Below are 16403 nucleotides of genomic sequence, written 5' to 3'. Positions count from 1 at the left end.
GGAGCGATACTCCGCGGCAGCTCACCCCGCGAAGGCGTCCAGTACCGCCTCGTACTCCTCGGTCCACCAGACCGCCAGGGCCGACACCGCAGGAAACTGCGGGTCGGCCCTTCGGTCGTGCAGCTGGTAGCGCCAGCGAAGTATCCAGAAGTCGTTGAGCCGCTCCCACCACACCCGGTGCACCGCGGCGGCCAGCTCGTCCTCCCCAGCGCCCGCCGTGCGGCGGTACGCGCGTGCGTACGCGCGTGCCTTGTCCAGCTCCAGACGGCCGTCCGGCCGTACGAAGAAGATGGCGGCCGCACGTACCGCCTCCTCGGCGCGGGGCTGCACCGCGAGCCGGTCCCAGTCGACGATGGCGGCGGGCTCGGCGTCCCGGTAGAGGAGGTTGAGCGGGTGGAAGTCGCCGTGCACCCATCCGGCGGCCGGCTCGGCGCCCGTCGGCGGTCGCCGGTGCGCGTGCCGCTCCAGGAGGACGCGGCGCTCCAGGAGACGGTGTTCGGCCAGCAGGTCGAAGGCGTCACGGGGGCGCCGGCTGCGGGCCAGCAGGAGCAACTCGTCGATGGTCTCGAAGGTGTCGAGGGGGTCCGCGCTGATCAGCCCGCCGTCGCGGCCCGCCTCGGACTCCATGACCTGGTCCAGGCAGGTGTGCACGACGCCCAGAAGGGCGCCCAGACGCAGGGACTCGGTCGCGGTGAGCTGGGCGCCGTCGCGGTGTCTGCCGTCGACCCAGGGGTGCAGGGCGTAGCAGCGGCCGCCGATCACGGCGACGGTGTCGCCGTGGGTGTCCGCGACGGGCGGGGCGACCGGCACGCCCAGTTCCTTCAGGCGCTGGGTGGCCCGGTGCTGACGGGCGATGGCGGCCCGGTCGCCGTCGAGGTGGTGCTTGAGGAAGTAGTCGCCACGGGTGGTGGCGAGCCGGAAACCGTGGTTGAGCAGCCCCTGGGCGACCCGCACGCAGGACAGCGGCTTCCCCGGGGCGGCGTAGCGGCGCAGCAGTTCGCCGACCGGTGGGGCGGGCGCGGCGGCCGTGCGCGCGGACGGGGTGGGCGCCCTGCGTAAGGGCGGGGCCGCTTCGTTCGCGGGCTCGGCCGGTGCGGGGGCGGGGGCGGAGGGGCGCGGCACCCGGCAGATGTTAGATCACCGGGGACAGCGCGGTGTCACACCGTGTGCTGGAGCTGTCGTCGTACGGAGCCCTCCATGGAGTGCACCAGGTAGAACTGCGGATCGATCCGCATGTGCACGGGCTCGAACGGCCGCCCCTCGATCAGGGCGGGGCCCGGCCCGAAGAGCTCCCGCTCGGCGGCGGTCGGCTCGACGATCCGTGCCTCCCCCGTGGCCTGCACGGACCACAGCACGCTCGCACCGGAGTTGAAGTTGTCGGCCTCGTAGGCGACCACACTGCCGTTGCACGCCTCGTGGTACCCGTACCCGGCGTGCATGCACAGCAGGAGCGTGCCGTCGGTGACGACATGGCGTGCCACCGCCAGGAACGGCAGCGCGCGCATGCTGGTGGCGACCCTGCCGTACGGGACGGAGGTCAGCAGCTCGATGGCACGGAGCCTGTTGGTGTGGGGCATGCGTTCACTCTGCGCCATCCACGGGGCGCGCCAAAAGAGACCTAGGTCCCGAGATGGGTCACAAAGCGCCCGATCAGGCGAGTGCGATGCGGACGGCTGCGCACGCGAAACGGCTGGTCAGCGACGTTCTTCCGCCTGCATCCGGGCGACGTAGGCGGCGGCCTGCGAGCGTCTTTCCATGCCGAGCTTGGAGAGCAGGCTGGATACGTAGTTCTTGATCGTCTTCTCGGCGAGGTGCAGCCGCTCGCCGATCACCCGGTTGGTGAGGCCCTCGCCGATCAGGTCGAGGATCTTGCGTTCCTGCTCGGTGAGGTTGGCGAGCCGCTGGTCGCCCTTGGCGTTGTTGCCGGCCCGCAGGCGCTCCAGGACGCGAGCGGTGGCCACCGGGTCGAGGAGGGATTTGCCCGCCGCCACGTCCCGCACGGCCGAGAGGAGTTCACTGCCGCGGATCGCCTTGAGGACATAGCCGGACGCACCGGCCATGATCGCATCGAAAAGGGCCTCGTCGTCCGCGAAGGACGTGAGCATCAGGCATTTGATGTCCTCGTTCTGCGAACGGACTTCGCGGCAGACCTCCACACCGCTGCCGTCGGGCAGCCGGACGTCGAGCACCGCCACGTCGGGCCGGGTCGCAGGGATCCTGACCAGGGCATCTGCTGCTGTTCCGGCTTCTCCGACGACTTCGATGTCGTCCTCGACGGAGAGCAATTCGTGGACGCCACGCCTGACGACTTCGTGGTCATCAAGAAGGAAAACGGTAATTTTGCCTGTTTCGCGCACGGCGCCATCCTCACACACGAACTCTTCCCGTGCCCGAGGTGACCGGGATAACGTTCCCCTGTTCCGGCGGCCCGCAAGGCTCTGACCAGTGATTGTTCCCCCTTTTCTCGATTTACTTGGAAATCCAAGCAAAATCGCAGGTCAAACGGGGTTTCGCAGTTATGCGAAGCACTGGGTAACGTGCTTTTGACAGGGCGCTCGCCGGGGCACCTGTCACGCCCTGTCCCGGCCGAGCCGCACCCACCCCGTGCGCGGGTACGGGCACAGGGCGAGCCGCACTGGTCATCCCGGCAGACCCCGGGGGCCGGACCGACGGAGGAGCACGCACGTGACCGTGGAAAGCACTGCCGCGCGTAAACCGCGCCGCAGCAGCGGAGCAGGCACCAAGCGCGCCAGCGCCAAGAAGACGCCGCAGGCCCCCGACGAGCCGCAGCTGGTCCAGCTGCTGACGCCCGAGGGCGAGCGGGTCACGCACCCGGACTACGAGATCGACCTGACCGCCGACGAGCTGCGCGGGCTGTACCGGGACATGGTCCTCACCCGCCGCTTCGACGCCGAGGCGACCTCGCTCCAGCGCCAGGGCGAGCTGGGCCTGTGGGCCTCGTTGCTCGGCCAGGAGGCCGCGCAGATCGGCTCGGGACGCGCCCTGCGAGACGACGACTACGTCTTCCCGACGTACCGCGAACACGGCGTGGCCTGGTGCCGCGGCGTGGACCCGACGAACCTGCTGGGCATGTTCCGCGGCGTCAACCACGGCGGCTGGGACCCGAACAGCAACAACTTCCACCTGTACACGATCGTCATCGGCTCGCAGACCCTGCACGCCACCGGCTACGCCATGGGCGTCGCCAAGGACGGCGCGGACTCGGCCGTGATCGCGTACTTCGGCGACGGGGCGTCCTCCCAGGGCGACGTCGCCGAATCGTTCACCTTCTCGGCGGTCTACAACGCGCCGGTGGTGTTCTTCTGCCAGAACAACCAGTGGGCGATCTCCGAGCCCACCGAGAAGCAGATGCGGGTGCCGCTCTACCAGCGCGCCCAGGGCTTCGGCTTCCCCGGCGTGCGCGTCGACGGCAACGACGTCCTGGCCTGCCTGGCCGTCACCAAGTCCGCCCTGGAGCGGGCCCGCCGCGGCGAGGGACCGACCCTGGTGGAGGCGTTCACCTACCGGATGGGCGCCCACACCACCACCGACGACCCGACGCGTTACCGGGCCGACGAGGAGCGCGAGGCGTGGAAGGCGAAGGACCCGATCCTGCGGGTCCGCACCTACCTGGAGAACCAGGGCCTGGCCGATGCCGCCTTCTTCGAGGAGACGGAGGCCGAGAGCGAGGCCCTCGGAAAGCGGGTCCGTGAGGCGGTGCGCTCGATGCCCGACCCCGACACCATGGCGATCTTCGAGAACGTCTACGCGGACGGGCACGCGCTCGTCGACGAGGAGCGCGCCCAGTTCGCCGCCTACCGGGCGTCGTTCGCCGAGGAGGGCAAGTAACCATGGCCGTGAAGAAGCTTCCGATCGCCAAGGCGATCAACGAGTCCCTGCGCAAGGCCCTGGAGACCGACCCCAAGGTCCTCGTCATGGGCGAGGACGTCGGTCAGCTCGGCGGTGTCTTCCGGGTCACCGACGGCCTGTTCAAGGACTTCGGCGAGGGCCGGGTCATCGACACCCCGCTCGCCGAGTCCGGCATCGTGGGCACGGCCATCGGACTGGCGCTGCGCGGCTACCGGCCGGTCGTGGAGATCCAGTTCGACGGGTTCGTGTTCCCGGCGTACGACCAGATCGTCACGCAGCTCGCGAAGATGCACGCCCGCTCGCTCGGCAAGATCAAGCTGCCGGTCGTCATCCGCATTCCGTACGGCGGCGGCATCGGCGCGGTCGAGCACCACAGCGAGTCGCCCGAGGCGCTGTTCGCCCACGTCGCGGGTCTGAAGATCGTCTCGCCGTCGCACGCTTCCGACGCGTACTGGATGCTGCAGCAGGCCATCCAGGGCGACGACCCGGTGATCTTCTTCGAGCCGAAGCGGCGCTACTGGGACAAGGGCGAGGTCGACTTCGACGAGATCCCCGCCCCGCTGCACAGCGCCCGGGTCGAGCGCGCGGGCACGGACCTCACGCTCGTCGCGTACGGGCCGATGGTCAAGGTCTGCATGGAGGTGGCGGCCGCCGCCGCCGACGAGGGCAAGTCGGTCGAGGTCGTGGACCTGCGCTCGATGTCCCCGATCGACTTCGACACCATCCAGACCTCCGTCGAGAAGACGCGACGCCTGGTCGTCGTGCACGAGGCGCCGGTCTTCTACGGTGCGGGCGCCGAGATCGCCGCCCGGATCACCGAGCGCTGCTTCTACCACCTGGAGGCACCGGTGCTGAGGGTGGGCGGGTACCACGCGCCGTATCCGCCGGCGCGCCTGGAGGAGGAGTACCTGCCGGGTCTGGACCGGGTGCTCGACGCCGTCGACCGCTCGCTCGCGTACTGAAGGGGCCGACCACATGACGACTACCGACACTTCCACCCGGTACCGCGAGTTCAAGCTGCCCGACGTGGGCGAGGGCCTCACCGAGGCCGAGATCCTCAAGTGGTACGTCCAGCCCGGCGACACGGTCACCGACGGCCAGATCGTGTGCGAGATCGAGACCGCCAAGGCGGCCGTCGAGCTGCCCATCCCGTACGACGGCGTGGTGCACGAGCTGCGCTTCGAGGAGGGTGTGACGGTCGACGTCGGCACCCCGATCATCACCGTCGACGTGGCGCCGGGCACCGCCGCGCCCGAGGCCCCGGCCGCACCCGAACCGGTGGCGGCCCCGGCGGTCGAGCCGGCCGCCGAGGACGACGACGCCCCCGCCGGGCGCCAGCCGGTCCTGGTCGGGTACGGCGTCTCCGAGGCCTCCACCAAGCGCCGGGCCCGCAAGTCGGACACGCCCGCCCCGGAGAAGGCGGCCTACTCCGCCGCCGTCCAGGCCGAGCTGAACGGGGCCCCGGCGGCCGTGGAGGAGCGCACGCGTCCTCTCGCCAAGCCTCCCGTGCGCAAGCTGGCCAAGGACCTCGGCATCGATCTGGCGTCGGTCACCCCGACCGGTCCCGGCGGGGTCGTCACCCGCGAAGACGTGCACGCGGCGGCGACGCCCGCGCCCTCCGCGCCCGTCGCCGACGATGTTTCACGTGAAACGGCCGGGCGCGCGGAGTCCGAGCGCGAGACGGCCGCACGTACAGCGGCCGACGGCCAGGGAACCGCCCCCCGGGAGGACACGGCGCGGGAGATCCGCATCCCGATCAAGGGCGTCCGCAAGGCCACCGCCGCCGCCATGGTGCACAGTGCCTTCACCGCCCCGCACGTCACCGAGTTCATCACCCTCGACGTGACGCGCACGATGAAGCTGGTCGCCGACCTCAAGCAGGACCCGGACATGACCGGACTGCGGGTCAACCCGCTGCTGCTCATCGCCAAGGCGCTCCTGGTCGCCATCAAGCGCAACCCGGGCGTCAACGCCTCCTGGGACGAGGCGAACCAGGAGATCGTGCAGAAGAGCTACGTGAACCTGGGCATCGCCGCGGCCACTCCGCGCGGTCTGATCGTCCCGAACATCAAGGACGCCCACGCCAAAACCCTGCCCGAACTGGCGTCCGCCCTCGGTGATCTGGTCGCCACCGCCCGCGAGGGCAAGACCTCGCCGGCAGCCATGCAGGGCGGCACGGTGACCATCACCAACGTCGGCGTCTTCGGCGTCGACACCGGTACGCCGATCATCAACCCGGGCGAGTCCGCGATCCTCGCGGTCGGTGCGATCAAGCTCCAGCCCTGGGTCCACAAGGGCAAGGTCAAGCCCCGCCAGGTCACCACTCTGGCGTTGTCCTTCGACCACCGCCTGGTCGACGGCGAACTCGGCTCCAAGGTGCTGGCCGATGTCGCGGCGGTCCTGGAGCACCCGAAACGTCTCATCACCTGGGCGTAGCCGACCGCAGGAGGCAGACCCGTCCGCATCGCGGACGGGTCTTCTTCTTGCACCTCTGTTGTATCTATGCTGTGCGCATGCCTGCCGCACCCCCCGCCGCCGAACGCGTCTACGACCACATCAAGAGGGGCGTACTCGACCGCAGCTACGAGGGCGGAACACTCCTCACCGAGGGCCATCTCGCCGAAGCCGTGGGCGTCTCGCGCACCCCGGTCAGGGAAGCGCTGCTGCGCCTCGAAGTGGAAGGGCTGATCAAGCTCTACCCGAAGAAGGGCGCCCTGGTACTGGCCGTCTCCGCGCAGGAGATCGCGGACGTCGTCGAGACCCGGCTGCTGGTCGAGGAGTTCGCCGTACGCAAGGCGGTACCCGCGTCGCCCCGGCTGATCGCCCGGCTCGAAGAGCTCCTCGCCGAGCAGCAGCGGCGTGCCCTCGCGGGGGACCTGGCCGAGGTCGCCGACACCGACCGCCGCTTCCACGCGGAGATCGTCCGCAACGCCGGGAACCAGATCCTCTCCCGCCTCTACGACCAGATGCGCGACCGTCAGCTGCGGATGGGCGTCGCCGTGATGGAAGCCCACCCGGACCGCATCGCGCTCAACATCACCGAGCACGCCGACATCCTGGAAGCGATCAGGGTGGGGGACGCGGACGCCGCGGCATCCTGCGTGCACCGGCACGTCAGCCGGGTCAAAGTGCTCGTCAGGGGGGACGGCCGATGACCGGGCGGGCACCCCGGGTACTGCACGGCGATCCTCCCGGCGGGCTCAGGGCGATGCTCGTGTGGGGCGTCGGCGTCGCCGTCTACTTCGTCGCCGTCACCTTCCGCACCAGCCTGGGCGTCGCCGGCCTGGACGCCGCAGACCGCTTCCAGGTCAACGCCTCCGCCCTCTCCACCTTCTCGATCCTGCAGCTGCTCGTGTACGCGGGCATGCAGATACCCGTCGGCCTGCTGGTCGACCGGCTGGGCACGAAGAAGGTCCTGCTCATCGGGATCGTCCTGTTCACCGTCGGACAGCTCGGTTTCGCACTGTCGCCCAGTTACGGCACGGCGCTCGCCTCCCGGGCCCTGCTCGGCTGCGGTGACGCGATGACCTTCATCAGCGTGCTGCGGCTGGGCACCCGCTGGTTCCCGGCCCGGCGCGGACCGATGATCGCGCAGGTCGCGGCCCTGTTCGGGATGGCGGGAAACCTGGTCTCCACGCTGGTGATCGCACGGTCGCTGAACGGGTACGGGTGGACGACCACCTTCGTGGGCAGCACGGCCGCCGGCGTCGTCGTCCTCGTACTGACCCTCGTCCTGCTGAAGGACCACCCCGAGGGGCACGAGACGCCGCCCGCGCCGAAGGCCGGACCCGCCTTCGTACGGGAGCAGATCGCGGCGGCCTGGCGGGAGCCGGGCACCCGCCTGGGGATGTGGGTGCACTTCACCACCCAGTTCCCGGCGATGGTGTTCCTGCTGCTGTGGGGGATGCCGTTCCTGGTGCAGGCACAGGGCATGACGCGGGCGGCGGCCGGAGAACTGCTGACGCTGGTCGTGCTCTCCAACATGGTGATCGGCCTGGTGTACGGACAGGTGATCGCCCGGCACCACGCGGCCCGGGTGCCGCTCGCGCTCGGCACGGTGGGGGCGACGGCCGTGCTGTGGGGGGCCGTGATCGCCTACCCGGCACCGCACGTACCGGCGTGGCTGCTCGTCACGCTGTGCGTGGTGCTCGGGGCCTGCGGACCCGCCTCGATGATCGGCTTCGACTTCGCGCGCCCGGCGAACCCGCCCGAGCGGCAGGGCACCGCCTCCGGCATCGTCAACATGGGCGGCTTCGTCGCCTCGATGACGACGCTGCTGGCGGTGGGCGTACTGCTCGACGCCACCGGCGACAACTACCGGATCGCCTTCGCCTCGGTGTTCGTGCTGGAGGCCCTGGGCCTGACGCAGATCCTGCGGCTGCGCACCCGGACGGCCAGGCGCGAGCGGGACCACCTGGTGGCGAGCCGCGTGGAGGCCGTGCACGTGCCGGTGTGAGGGCTCCCGCCCGCGTCGGCGTCCGCAGGCTATGGCGTGACGGCGAAATTCCGCAGGATCTCCCGCGCCAGTTCCTCGTCGCCCTCTATCTTGACGAGGTCGGCGACCGACCCGTACCGCACCCGGCCGCAGGCCAGCCGGTAGAAGGTCTCCCAGTCGAGCGCGATCGTGACGAGCGGACCCAGCGAGGGCGTGCCGTCGATGGTGCCGGTGCCCTGCTCGTCCACGCGGACGGTGCGCAGGAACTCGACGGGGCCGTGCACGTCGAAGACGACGGCGGAGTTCGGCGGGGCGCCGGCGTCCCTGGCGACGACCTTCGGCAGGGAGGCCAGCAGCAGGTCGCGCGCGACGTGGGCGCCCGGCGAGTCCAGGTTGCCCGGCTGGTGGAAGGTGGTGCGGAGGTCCTGCTCGTGCACCCACACGTCGAACGCCCGCAGCTGCGTGGCCAGTTCGAGGGTCTGCTGCTGCCCGCCGAGGGGGGAGCGGATCAGGGCGTCGGGGGAGCGGGTCTCGTTCCGCAGCTGCCGGTTGCGGCGAATGATCGTGTACTCCAGCTCCGAGGTCATCTCGGGAGCGGTGTGGTGACGTCGCACGTCGACCTGCACCTCGATGTAGCGGGCGAGGTCGGAGGTGATGTGGAAGAGGTCGCTGGGCAGCGTGTGGATCGGGCGGGGGTCCCCCAGCATCTCGCACTCCATGCCGATCACATGGGAGACGACGTCCCGCACCGACCAGCCCGGACACGGCGTACGGCGGTTCCACTCGCCCTCGACGAGCGGCTGGACCAGCTCGGATATCGCCTCGATGGAGTGGGACCAGGCGTCGGCGTAGGTCTGCAGAGCGGGATGGTGGACGGTCACGGGACCCCTTGAGCGGTTCAGTGGCGGCGGCGCGGGCAGTGCGGACGGTGTGTGCGGACTGAGTGCGGGCAGTACGTACCGGGTAGCGGGTTCGAACGCTAAGTTACGCTGCCGACAGGCACCCCGGCAGTGCTTTCGTGTGACGATCGTAGGCCCGTGTTGACGGCTCGAATGCCAGGACGGTGGTAGTGTGCGCGCCTCTCTGCTCCAGATCGAGGTAAATGACGACGAATCGGCCAATTCCCGTCGGGAGAGGGTCGCTTCGCTGGTACGGGCGCAGCAGGGCAGCGACCTCGTGGTGCTGCCCGAACTCTGGCCCACCGGTGCCTGGGCCTACGAGGGCTTCGCCGACGAGGCGGAACCCCTGGAGGGTTCGACCTACGAGGTGATGGCGAAGGCAGCCCGCGACGCCGGGGTCTGGCTGCACGCCGGCTCGATCGTGGAGCGGGACCCGGAGGGCCCCCTGTACAACACCTCCCTCGTCTTCTCCCCCGACGGCGCCCTGGTCGCCGCGTACCGGAAGATCCACCGCTTCGGCTTCGACGAGGGCGAGGCCGTACTGATGGGCGCGGGCCAGGAGTTGGTGACCGTGCCGATGTCCGGACTGCACCTGGGCCTGGCGACCTGTTACGACCTGCGCTTTCCGGAACTCTTCCGGGGGCTGGTCGACGCGGGTGCCAACGCCTTCGCCGTTCCCGCCGGTTGGCCGGCGCGGCGGCGCGGGCACTGGACGCTGCTGGCCCGTGCGCGGGCCGTCGAGAACCAGGCGTACGTCCTGGCCTGCGGCACCGCGGGCACGAACGGAGGCGTCGAGCAGGCCGGGCACAGCATCGTCGTCGACCCATGGGGCGAAGTGCTGGCGGAGGCGGGGACGGGCGAGGAGGTCCTGGTCGTGGACCTGGACCCGGCGCTTCCCGGCGACACCCGTGAGAAGTTCCCGGCCTTGAAGGACCGCCTCCTCGGGCTCCAGCCACCGCGCCGATGACGCTCCCGCAGCTTGCACCGCCGGGCCTCGGCACTTCCCGGCCCGCACCGCTCGGCCCGCTGCATCGCTCCCGGTCCGCGCGCGCCCGCCCCCGCCCGAGCGGGGGCGGGGTCAGTCCTCGTCCCGTTCCTTCTCCGCCATGCGGATGACGCACACCGCGACGGCGATCATCAGCGGCGCGTCCGCGTCCTCCCGCACGACGTTGACCGCGTACGTGTCCCGCATCCGGAACCATTTCCTCGAAATGTGCGCGAGGAGTTCGCCGTCGTACTCCACGGCGAACTCCCGGTCCAGAACCCGCCCGCTGACGTCCAGCTCGGTGCCTTCGTTCAGCGTGACCCGGTAGTGGTTGCGGATCAACGACAGCCGCTTCTTGCGTACCGTCGCCAGGGTTCCGCCCTCCCGCTCGATGGTCATCGAGTCCCGGAGGCTGAGCATCTTCGCCTTGAGCGTGATCAGTACGCGCCCATTCGGATCCTTGATCTCCAGGGTGTCGCGCAGCCGCAGCGCCTTTCCGTCGACCAGGAAGGCGTGCCGCCCTTGCTCGTCCTCGATCCAGTAGTCGTCGCCAATGCCGAAGATCTTGTCGCGTACGAGGAATTTCATGCTCTGACGGATACCCGCCCCGATGGCCGCGTCACGCGCGCGGCGGCACGACCCTGATGTTGAACCCGAAGTCGCCGGTGCTCGTGGCGACGGCGATGAACAACAGCGCGTAGTGCTCCTGGCCGCGCGCGGTCCGGATCCCACCGAGGTCGAGGCGGTACGGTCCTGGCCACCCGAGGTCCTCCAGCAGCCGTCCGACGGTCTTCTTCGCGTCCGCGTCCTCCCCGGAGAGGAACACGGTGCTGGGTCCTTCCAGCCCCGCCGGATGCCCCATCGCCGTGGAGTCCATCGTGCAGAGCGACTTCACCACGTACGTCCGGGGGAACTCTTCCTGGATCAGCTCCCCGAGGCTCGCGTCCGGGTGTTCCAGCGTCCAGTCCTCCCGGAATCCGATGGCGACGTCCAGCAGCACCTTGTTCGTGAGCGCGTCCGCGCCGATGCGCCGGAGGAGCGGAATCGACTCCGCCCCCGGGGTCGCGTTGACGACCACTTCGCCGTGCACGACGGCTTCCGAGAGGCCGACGACCGTGTGGTCGAGACCCTTCTTCGCGTCCGGGTCGCGAGAGCCCAGGACTACCTCATGTCCCGTTCGCGCCCAGCCCGTTGCCAGTGCCCTTGCTACGTTTCCTGTGCCAAGAATTCCAATGCGCATACGGGAAACGTAGGCGCGCCGAACCGGATCGGGGATCGGTCGCGCGGCCCTGCGCACTGGTCCTTTGGCCGTACTCCGCCGGACCTCCGTGCCCCTGATGACCGCTCCTCTTGTTCCTACGGAGCGGGCGTCGTGCTGGGGCGTACGTACGTCAGTCCTGGGCGGCCGGCGAAGTCCGCCGTGCCCGTAGGGACGAAACCGGTGCGGGCCAGGACCGCACGGGAGGCCGCGTTGTCGAGGGTGGTCTCGGCGCGGAGAGTGTGGACGCCGTAGCACTCGGCAGCGAGGGTGCAGAGTTCGAGGACGGCGGACGTTGCGAGGCCGCGGCCGGTGGCCTTCTCGGCCAGCCGGTAACCGACCTCGGCTTCGCCGTCGGCGATGTCGATGAGGTTGAAGCGGCCGAGCACCTCGCCGTCCTCGTCGACGAGCAGGTGGAAGGCGATCGCGCCGGTGGCCTGCTCGGCGAGCCGCGCTTCGTGCCGGGCGCGGAACTCGGCGAAGAACGCATCGCCGCGGTCGGGTACCGAAGCGGCGAAGAAGTCCCGGTTCTCCCGCTCGAAGGCGAGGACGGCAGCGGCGTGCTCGGCGCGCAATGGCTGGAGTCGAGGCATGCCAGGAGGCTAGGCGTGGGAGGGGGCTCCAAGCCAGCGTCTGGGCAGTGACGTGGCTCCAGACAGCGTTCGCCGTGTTTCACGTGAAACGCCCGGAGGTGACCGTTTCACGTGAAACCTTCTCGGCCCGGAGGGGTGGGGAACGGCATGCGCTTGTCCCCGGTTCGCGCTCTCGATCCGTCCGGGCCCGCGCCATGGTGAGGGCGAGGGCGACGGCGTGAGCGAGGCGGAGGGCGTCGGACAGCGGCACGTGCCGGATGCGGGGCCGGCCGGGTGCGGGCCGTCGGCATGAGTGGTGCCATTGTGGTGCCGCCGTGGTGCTGCGGGTGCGTCATTTGCTCGCCACATGGGCTGCTCGTTGGTCCGGTCGCGGATAAGAAACGCAGGTCAGAGGCGTTCTTGTGAGAAGGTGCCCGAAGTGGCTCGCCTTGGCGCAATGGGTGTGCCATTATGGCGCCATGGACTTGACCCCCTACGTCGACAACCTCCGGCACGAGCTGGCCGTCGCTGCGGACGCCGGCGGTGACGACGCCCGCGCCCTCGCCGAACGGCTCACCGCCCCTCTGGAGTCGGCCGCCCGGCTGACCCTTCTCAACGCACTGTCCGCCGCCATGGGCGAGGTCACCCTGGAGCTGGCACCGGGATCGGTCGACGTACGCCTGCGCGGACTCGACCCGGAGTTCGTGGTCACTCCGCCGCCCGCCGCCGAACCGTTCCAGGAGGCACGGGAGCCGATCGCGGGCCCCCCCGCCCCGTCTCAGCCCCCGGTGGACGCCGACGACGGGGCCACGGCGCGGATCAACCTCCGCCTGCCCGCCCACCTCAAGGCCCAGGCCGAGAGCGCCGCGAGCCGCGAGGGGCTGTCGGTCAACGCGTGGCTGGTTCGCGCGGTGTCCGCGGCGGTCGACGGCTCCGCCCAGCCGCGTACGCCGCAGCGGACGCAGGCCGTCGGACAGAGCATCACGGGCTGGGTGCGCTGACCGCGCCCCGCCCGCTACTCCCTCTCCGCACCACCTCTCACCAGCGAAGACGCATCACCGACTCCAGAGGACGGGACAGCCATGCCTTCTTACGACACTCCCGAACCGATCTCGGTCAGCGCGCACGTGGGGGCCGGTTCCCTCCGGTTCACCGCGAGCGACCGCGGCGACACCGCCGTGGAGGTCCGGCCGCAGAACCAGGACAAGAAGAACGTCCGGGCCGCCGAACAGACGGAGGTCTCCTACGCGGGTGGCGTCCTGTCCGTGAAGACCAGGCAGCGCGCCGTGATCGGTCCCACCGGCGCCGTCGACATCACGATCGCCCTTCCCGCGGACTCGCACATCGACGTGACCGGTTCCTGGATCCAGGTCCTGGCAGAGGGCCGGCTCGGAACGGTACGGGTGAAGACCTCGGCCGGAGACGTCCGCCTCGACACCACGGGGCCGCTGGACCTGAACGCCTCCCACGGTTCGATCACCGTGGACCGCGTGGAGGGCAACGCACGGATCACCACCAGCTCCGGCAGCCTGCGCGTCGGCCACGTCGACGGCACCGCCGTCCTGAAGAACTCGCACGGCAGCACACACGTCGGCGCGACGACCGGGGACCTGCGGGTGAGCGGTGCCAACGGTGACATCGACATCGCACGTGCCGAGGGCTCGGTCACCGCGACCACGTCCCACGGTGCCCTGCGCGTCGGTGAAGTCGTGCGCGGCACGGTCCAAGCGGAGACCGGCTACGGCGCCATCGAGATCGGCGTGCGCGAAGGCACGGCTGCCTGGCTCGACGTCAGTTCCGAGAAGGGCCAGGCCCGCAACACGCTCACCGCCTCCGAAGCGCCGGACGCGGCCGAGGAAACCGTCAAGATCCGTGCCCGTACCCGCTGGGGCAACGTCGACGTCCGCCGCGCACGGGCCTGAGGAAGCGGGACACCGAGAAACCGAGCACGCGCGCCGGGACGCCGTGCAGCAGTGCTTCCAGGGCCAGGACTCCGTGTGACGGCAGACCGGACGGGTTCAGACCCCGGCCGAGCGCCGCCCATGGACAGGCCCCGCACCGACCCGACCGGCCCGGGACGTCCACCCCGCAACGTGCGCCCCCGGACCTCCTCCTCCGCACCCGTACCGCGCAGCCCGGCCCCTTCCGACCCGCGGGCCACCCCGCCGTGCACGGACCCCGCCCGCCCGTCGTGCACGGACTCAACTCGTACACGGACTCGGCCCGCGCACGAACAGGGCCCCGCGCCGCCCCGCGCACGAACAGGGCCCCGCACACCAACAGGGCCCCGCGCCGCCCCGCACGGACCGGGCCCGCAGTGCCTCTCACGCTCAGTGCCGCCGCCTCCTCACCTCGCGTCGCCGCCCCACCACAGCACTGTCACCCTTACCCTCGTTCCCCACCCCACCGGAGAAATCCATGCCCTCGCATGTCATGTCCACATCCAAGTCTCGCTCGGTCCACGCATCGCCGCACCCCTCGTCGGGCGCCATCTCCGCGAGCGGTCTGCGCAAGTCGTACGGCGACAAAACCGTTCTCGACGGGATCGGTTTGAACATCCCGGCCGGGTCGGTCTTCGCACTGCTCGGGCCCAACGGGGCCGGCAAGACCACCGCCGTGAAGATCCTCTCCACGCTCGTCACCGCCGACGGCGGGCAGGCCCGGGTCGCCGGCCACGACATCGCCGCCGAGCCGCAGAAGGTGCGCGCCGCGATCGGTGTGACCGGCCAGTTCTCCGCCGTCGACGGCCTGATCACCGGCGAGGAGAACATGCTCCTCATGGCCGATCTGCACCATCTCTCGAAGCGCGAGGGCCGCCGGGTCGCCGCCGAACTCCTCCAGTGCTTCGACCTCGTCGAAGCCGCGAAGAAGCCCGCCTCCACCTACTCCGGCGGCATGAAACGGCGCCTGGACATCGCGATGACGCTGGTAGGGAACCCGAAAGTCATCTTTCTCGACGAGCCGACGACCGGCCTCGACCCCCGCTCCCGGCACCACATGTGGGGCATCATCCGTGAGCTCGTCTCCGGCGGCGTCACCGTCTTCCTCACCACCCAGTACCTGGAGGAGGCTGACGAACTCGCCGACCGCATCGCGGTGCTGAGCAACGGGAAGATCGCCGCCGAGGGGAGCGCGGAAGAGCTGAAGCGCCTCGTTCCGGGCGGGCACGTCAGGCTCCGCTTCACCGACCCGGCCGCGTACCTGTCGGCCGCCGACGCCCTGCGCGCAGTCGCCAGGAACGACGAGGCGCTGACACTCCAGATCCCCAGCGACGGCAGCCAGCGCGAGCTGCGCTCCCTCCTCGACCTGCTGGACGCGGCCGGCGTCGAGGCCGACGAGCTGACCGTGCACACCCCCGACCTCGACGACGTCTTCTTCGCCCTGACCGGCGGCGTCGCCCACCCCGTCCACACCGAGGAGAACGCCCGATGAGTGTCCTGTCCCTCGCTGTACGCGACTCGTCCACGATGCTGCGCCGCAACCTCCTGCATGCTCGGCGCTACCCGTCCCTCACCCTGAACCTGCTGCTCACACCGGTCATGATGCTGCTGCTGTTCGTCTACATCTTCGGGGACGTGATGAGCGCGGGCATCGGCGGAGGCAACGCCGACCGGTCCGACTACATCGCCTACCTCGTTCCCGGCATCCTGATGATGACGATCGGCTCCACCGTGATCGGCTCCGCGATCTCGGTCTCCACCGACATGGCCGAAGGGCTCGTCGCCCGTTTTCGCACGATGGCGATCCACCGCAGCTCGCTGATCATCGGGCATGTCGTGGGCAGCGTGCTCCAGGTGCTCGCCGCCCTGCTCCTCGTGGGTGCGGTCGCGGTGGCCATCGGCTTCCGTTCCGTGGACGCCACCGTCCTGGAGTGGCTGGCGGCCTTCGGGCTTGTCGCCCTCTTCGCCCTGGCTCTCACCTGGATCGCGGTCGGCATGGGGATGGCCAGCCCGAACGCCGAGGCGGCGAGCAACATGGCGATGCCGCTGATCCTGCTTCCACTGATCTCCAGCGCCTTCATCCCCGCGGAGACGATGCCGGGCTGGTTCCAGCCGATCGCCGAGTACCAGCCGTTCACTCCCGCCATCGAGACCCTGCGGGGCCTGTTGCTCGGCACCGAGATCGGCCACAACGGGTGGATGGCGATCGCTTGGAGCGTCGGCCTCTCGGTGCTCGGCTACCGCTGGTCGATGGCGCAGTTCAACAAGGACCCGAAGTAGTTCAAAAAGGACCGGAAGTAGCCAACCGACCGAAGCGATGCTCCGGAACGCAAGCGCACCCCCCGGATGTACGCCCTTGGTTCTGCGCGTCGAACGCCTCCGCCCGCGGCACGCCGCCGACGGAAGCGCTTCGCTCCGTCCGGGGGCACCGGTTTCACGTGAAA

The 16403-nt window shown here is 70.1% G+C and carries 17 protein-coding genes; 10 read left to right on the top strand and 7 right to left on the bottom strand.

Annotated features, from left to right (window positions below; translation table 11 throughout):
• Positions 1–21: 21 nt before the first annotated feature.
• The 3 genes from ACQPZG_RS17095 to ACQPZG_RS17085 form a co-directional block, all read right to left on the bottom strand.
• Positions 22–996 (bottom strand): phosphotransferase, encoded by a 975-nt coding sequence (locus ACQPZG_RS17095; RefSeq protein WP_433549442.1) that lies wholly within the window; start codon positions 994–996, stop codon positions 22–24.
• A 161-nt stretch (positions 997–1157) separates the two neighbouring features.
• Positions 1158–1577 carry a pyridoxamine 5'-phosphate oxidase family protein gene (locus ACQPZG_RS17090; RefSeq protein ID WP_433546615.1) on the bottom strand — a complete coding sequence of 140 codons (420 nt, stop codon included), beginning with the start codon at positions 1575–1577 and terminating at the stop codon, positions 1158–1160.
• Positions 1578–1694: 117 nt separating this feature from the next.
• The gene (locus ACQPZG_RS17085; RefSeq protein WP_185032607.1) at positions 1695–2357 is read right to left on the bottom strand and encodes a response regulator; all 663 of its coding nucleotides are present in this window, start codon (positions 2355–2357) and stop codon (positions 1695–1697) included.
• Positions 2358–2685: 328 nt separating this feature from the next.
• Here ACQPZG_RS17085 and pdhA point away from each other — a divergent pair, with 328 nt between their 5' ends.
• The 5 genes from pdhA (at position 2686) to ACQPZG_RS17060 (ending at position 8326) form a co-directional block, all read left to right on the top strand.
• Complete coding sequence (gene pdhA, locus ACQPZG_RS17080; RefSeq protein WP_185032609.1) at positions 2686–3849, top strand: pyruvate dehydrogenase (acetyl-transferring) E1 component subunit alpha; 1164 nt, start codon at positions 2686–2688, stop codon at positions 3847–3849.
• 2 nt (positions 3850–3851) lie between these two features.
• Positions 3852–4832: an alpha-ketoacid dehydrogenase subunit beta gene (locus ACQPZG_RS17075; RefSeq protein ID WP_433546614.1), complete on the top strand. Its 981-nt coding sequence runs from the start codon at positions 3852–3854 to the stop codon at positions 4830–4832.
• Between the two features lie 13 nt (positions 4833–4845).
• Positions 4846–6306: a dihydrolipoamide acetyltransferase family protein gene (locus ACQPZG_RS17070; RefSeq protein ID WP_433546613.1), complete on the top strand. Its 1461-nt coding sequence runs from the start codon at positions 4846–4848 to the stop codon at positions 6304–6306.
• 77 nt (positions 6307–6383) lie between these two features.
• Complete coding sequence (locus ACQPZG_RS17065) at positions 6384–7025, top strand: GntR family transcriptional regulator (RefSeq protein ID WP_433546612.1); 642 nt, start codon at positions 6384–6386, stop codon at positions 7023–7025.
• Complete coding sequence (locus ACQPZG_RS17060; protein WP_433546611.1) at positions 7022–8326, top strand: MFS transporter; 1305 nt, start codon at positions 7022–7024, stop codon at positions 8324–8326. The genes ACQPZG_RS17065 and ACQPZG_RS17060 overlap by 4 nt, the downstream gene beginning before the upstream one ends.
• Before the next feature lie 29 nt (positions 8327–8355).
• On the opposite strand, the gene ACQPZG_RS17055 is transcribed toward ACQPZG_RS17060, so the two are convergent.
• A complete protein-coding gene (locus ACQPZG_RS17055) occupies positions 8356–9186 on the bottom strand; it encodes a maleylpyruvate isomerase family mycothiol-dependent enzyme (RefSeq protein WP_433546610.1) in 831 nt (276 codons plus the stop codon).
• A gap of 190 nt (positions 9187–9376) precedes the next feature.
• Here ACQPZG_RS17055 and ACQPZG_RS17050 point away from each other — a divergent pair, with 190 nt between their 5' ends.
• The gene (locus ACQPZG_RS17050; RefSeq protein ID WP_433546609.1) at positions 9377–10171 is read left to right on the top strand and encodes a carbon-nitrogen family hydrolase; all 795 of its coding nucleotides are present in this window, start codon (positions 9377–9379) and stop codon (positions 10169–10171) included.
• Positions 10172–10282: 111 nt separating this feature from the next.
• Here the strand turns inward: ACQPZG_RS17050 and ACQPZG_RS17045 are convergent, their stop codons facing one another.
• The 3 genes from ACQPZG_RS17045 to ACQPZG_RS17035 all read right to left on the bottom strand — a co-directional run bounded on the left by ACQPZG_RS17045 (position 10283) and on the right by ACQPZG_RS17035 (position 12040).
• On the bottom strand, positions 10283–10777 hold the full coding sequence (locus ACQPZG_RS17045; protein WP_433546608.1) for an LURP-one-related/scramblase family protein: 495 nt from the start codon (positions 10775–10777) through the stop codon (positions 10283–10285).
• 31 nt (positions 10778–10808) lie between these two features.
• On the bottom strand, positions 10809–11429 hold the full coding sequence (locus tag ACQPZG_RS17040; protein ID WP_433546607.1) for an NADPH-dependent F420 reductase: 621 nt from the start codon (positions 11427–11429) through the stop codon (positions 10809–10811).
• Between the two features lie 116 nt (positions 11430–11545).
• Complete coding sequence (locus tag ACQPZG_RS17035) at positions 11546–12040, bottom strand: GNAT family N-acetyltransferase (protein ID WP_433546606.1); 495 nt, start codon at positions 12038–12040, stop codon at positions 11546–11548.
• Positions 12041–12498: 458 nt separating this feature from the next.
• Here ACQPZG_RS17035 and ACQPZG_RS17030 point away from each other — a divergent pair, with 458 nt between their 5' ends.
• The 4 genes from ACQPZG_RS17030 (at position 12499) to ACQPZG_RS17015 (ending at position 16239) form a co-directional block, all read left to right on the top strand.
• Positions 12499–13020 (top strand): hypothetical protein, encoded by a 522-nt coding sequence (locus ACQPZG_RS17030; protein ID WP_433546605.1) that lies wholly within the window; start codon positions 12499–12501, stop codon positions 13018–13020.
• An 81-nt stretch (positions 13021–13101) separates the two neighbouring features.
• Complete coding sequence (locus tag ACQPZG_RS17025; protein WP_433546604.1) at positions 13102–13941, top strand: DUF4097 family beta strand repeat-containing protein; 840 nt, start codon at positions 13102–13104, stop codon at positions 13939–13941.
• 496 nt (positions 13942–14437) lie between these two features.
• Positions 14438–15451, top strand: coding sequence for an ATP-binding cassette domain-containing protein (locus ACQPZG_RS17020; protein WP_433546603.1), 1014 nt, complete (start codon positions 14438–14440; stop codon positions 15449–15451).
• Positions 15448–16239 (top strand): ABC transporter permease, encoded by a 792-nt coding sequence (locus tag ACQPZG_RS17015; RefSeq protein WP_433546602.1) that lies wholly within the window; start codon positions 15448–15450, stop codon positions 16237–16239. The genes ACQPZG_RS17020 and ACQPZG_RS17015 overlap by 4 nt, the downstream gene beginning before the upstream one ends.
• Positions 16240–16403 lie beyond the last annotated feature (164 nt).

Origin of the sequence: Streptomyces sp. CA-294286 (assembly GCF_050947155.1) — a bacterium.
Lineage (GTDB): Bacteria > Actinomycetota > Actinomycetes > Streptomycetales > Streptomycetaceae > Streptomyces.
Note: the sequence above shows the minus strand (reverse complement) of the source record. Positions and strands in the feature narration are given on the sequence as shown.

What these genes read in the sequence shown, in the direction of transcription:
- ACQPZG_RS17090 (WP_433546615.1), bottom strand. Translation starts at nt 1,577, where the DNA reads ATGCCCCACACCAACAGGCTCCGTGCCATCGAGCTGCTGACCTCCGTC.
- ACQPZG_RS17075 (WP_433546614.1), top strand. Translation starts at nt 3,852, where the DNA reads ATGGCCGTGAAGAAGCTTCCGATCGCCAAGGCGATCAACGAGTCCCTG.
- ACQPZG_RS17070 (WP_433546613.1), top strand. Translation starts at nt 4,846, where the DNA reads ATGACGACTACCGACACTTCCACCCGGTACCGCGAGTTCAAGCTGCCC.
- ACQPZG_RS17065 (WP_433546612.1), top strand. Translation starts at nt 6,384, where the DNA reads ATGCCTGCCGCACCCCCCGCCGCCGAACGCGTCTACGACCACATCAAG.
- ACQPZG_RS17060 (WP_433546611.1), top strand. Translation starts at nt 7,022, where the DNA reads ATGACCGGGCGGGCACCCCGGGTACTGCACGGCGATCCTCCCGGCGGG.
- ACQPZG_RS17045 (WP_433546608.1), bottom strand. Translation starts at nt 10,777, where the DNA reads ATGAAATTCCTCGTACGCGACAAGATCTTCGGCATTGGCGACGACTAC.
- ACQPZG_RS17040 (WP_433546607.1), bottom strand. Translation starts at nt 11,429, where the DNA reads ATGCGCATTGGAATTCTTGGCACAGGAAACGTAGCAAGGGCACTGGCA.
- ACQPZG_RS17035 (WP_433546606.1), bottom strand. Translation starts at nt 12,040, where the DNA reads ATGCCTCGACTCCAGCCATTGCGCGCCGAGCACGCCGCTGCCGTCCTC.
- ACQPZG_RS17030 (WP_433546605.1), top strand. Translation starts at nt 12,499, where the DNA reads ATGGACTTGACCCCCTACGTCGACAACCTCCGGCACGAGCTGGCCGTC.
- ACQPZG_RS17025 (WP_433546604.1), top strand. Translation starts at nt 13,102, where the DNA reads ATGCCTTCTTACGACACTCCCGAACCGATCTCGGTCAGCGCGCACGTG.
- ACQPZG_RS17020 (WP_433546603.1), top strand. Translation starts at nt 14,438, where the DNA reads ATGCCCTCGCATGTCATGTCCACATCCAAGTCTCGCTCGGTCCACGCA.
- ACQPZG_RS17015 (WP_433546602.1), top strand. Translation starts at nt 15,448, where the DNA reads ATGAGTGTCCTGTCCCTCGCTGTACGCGACTCGTCCACGATGCTGCGC.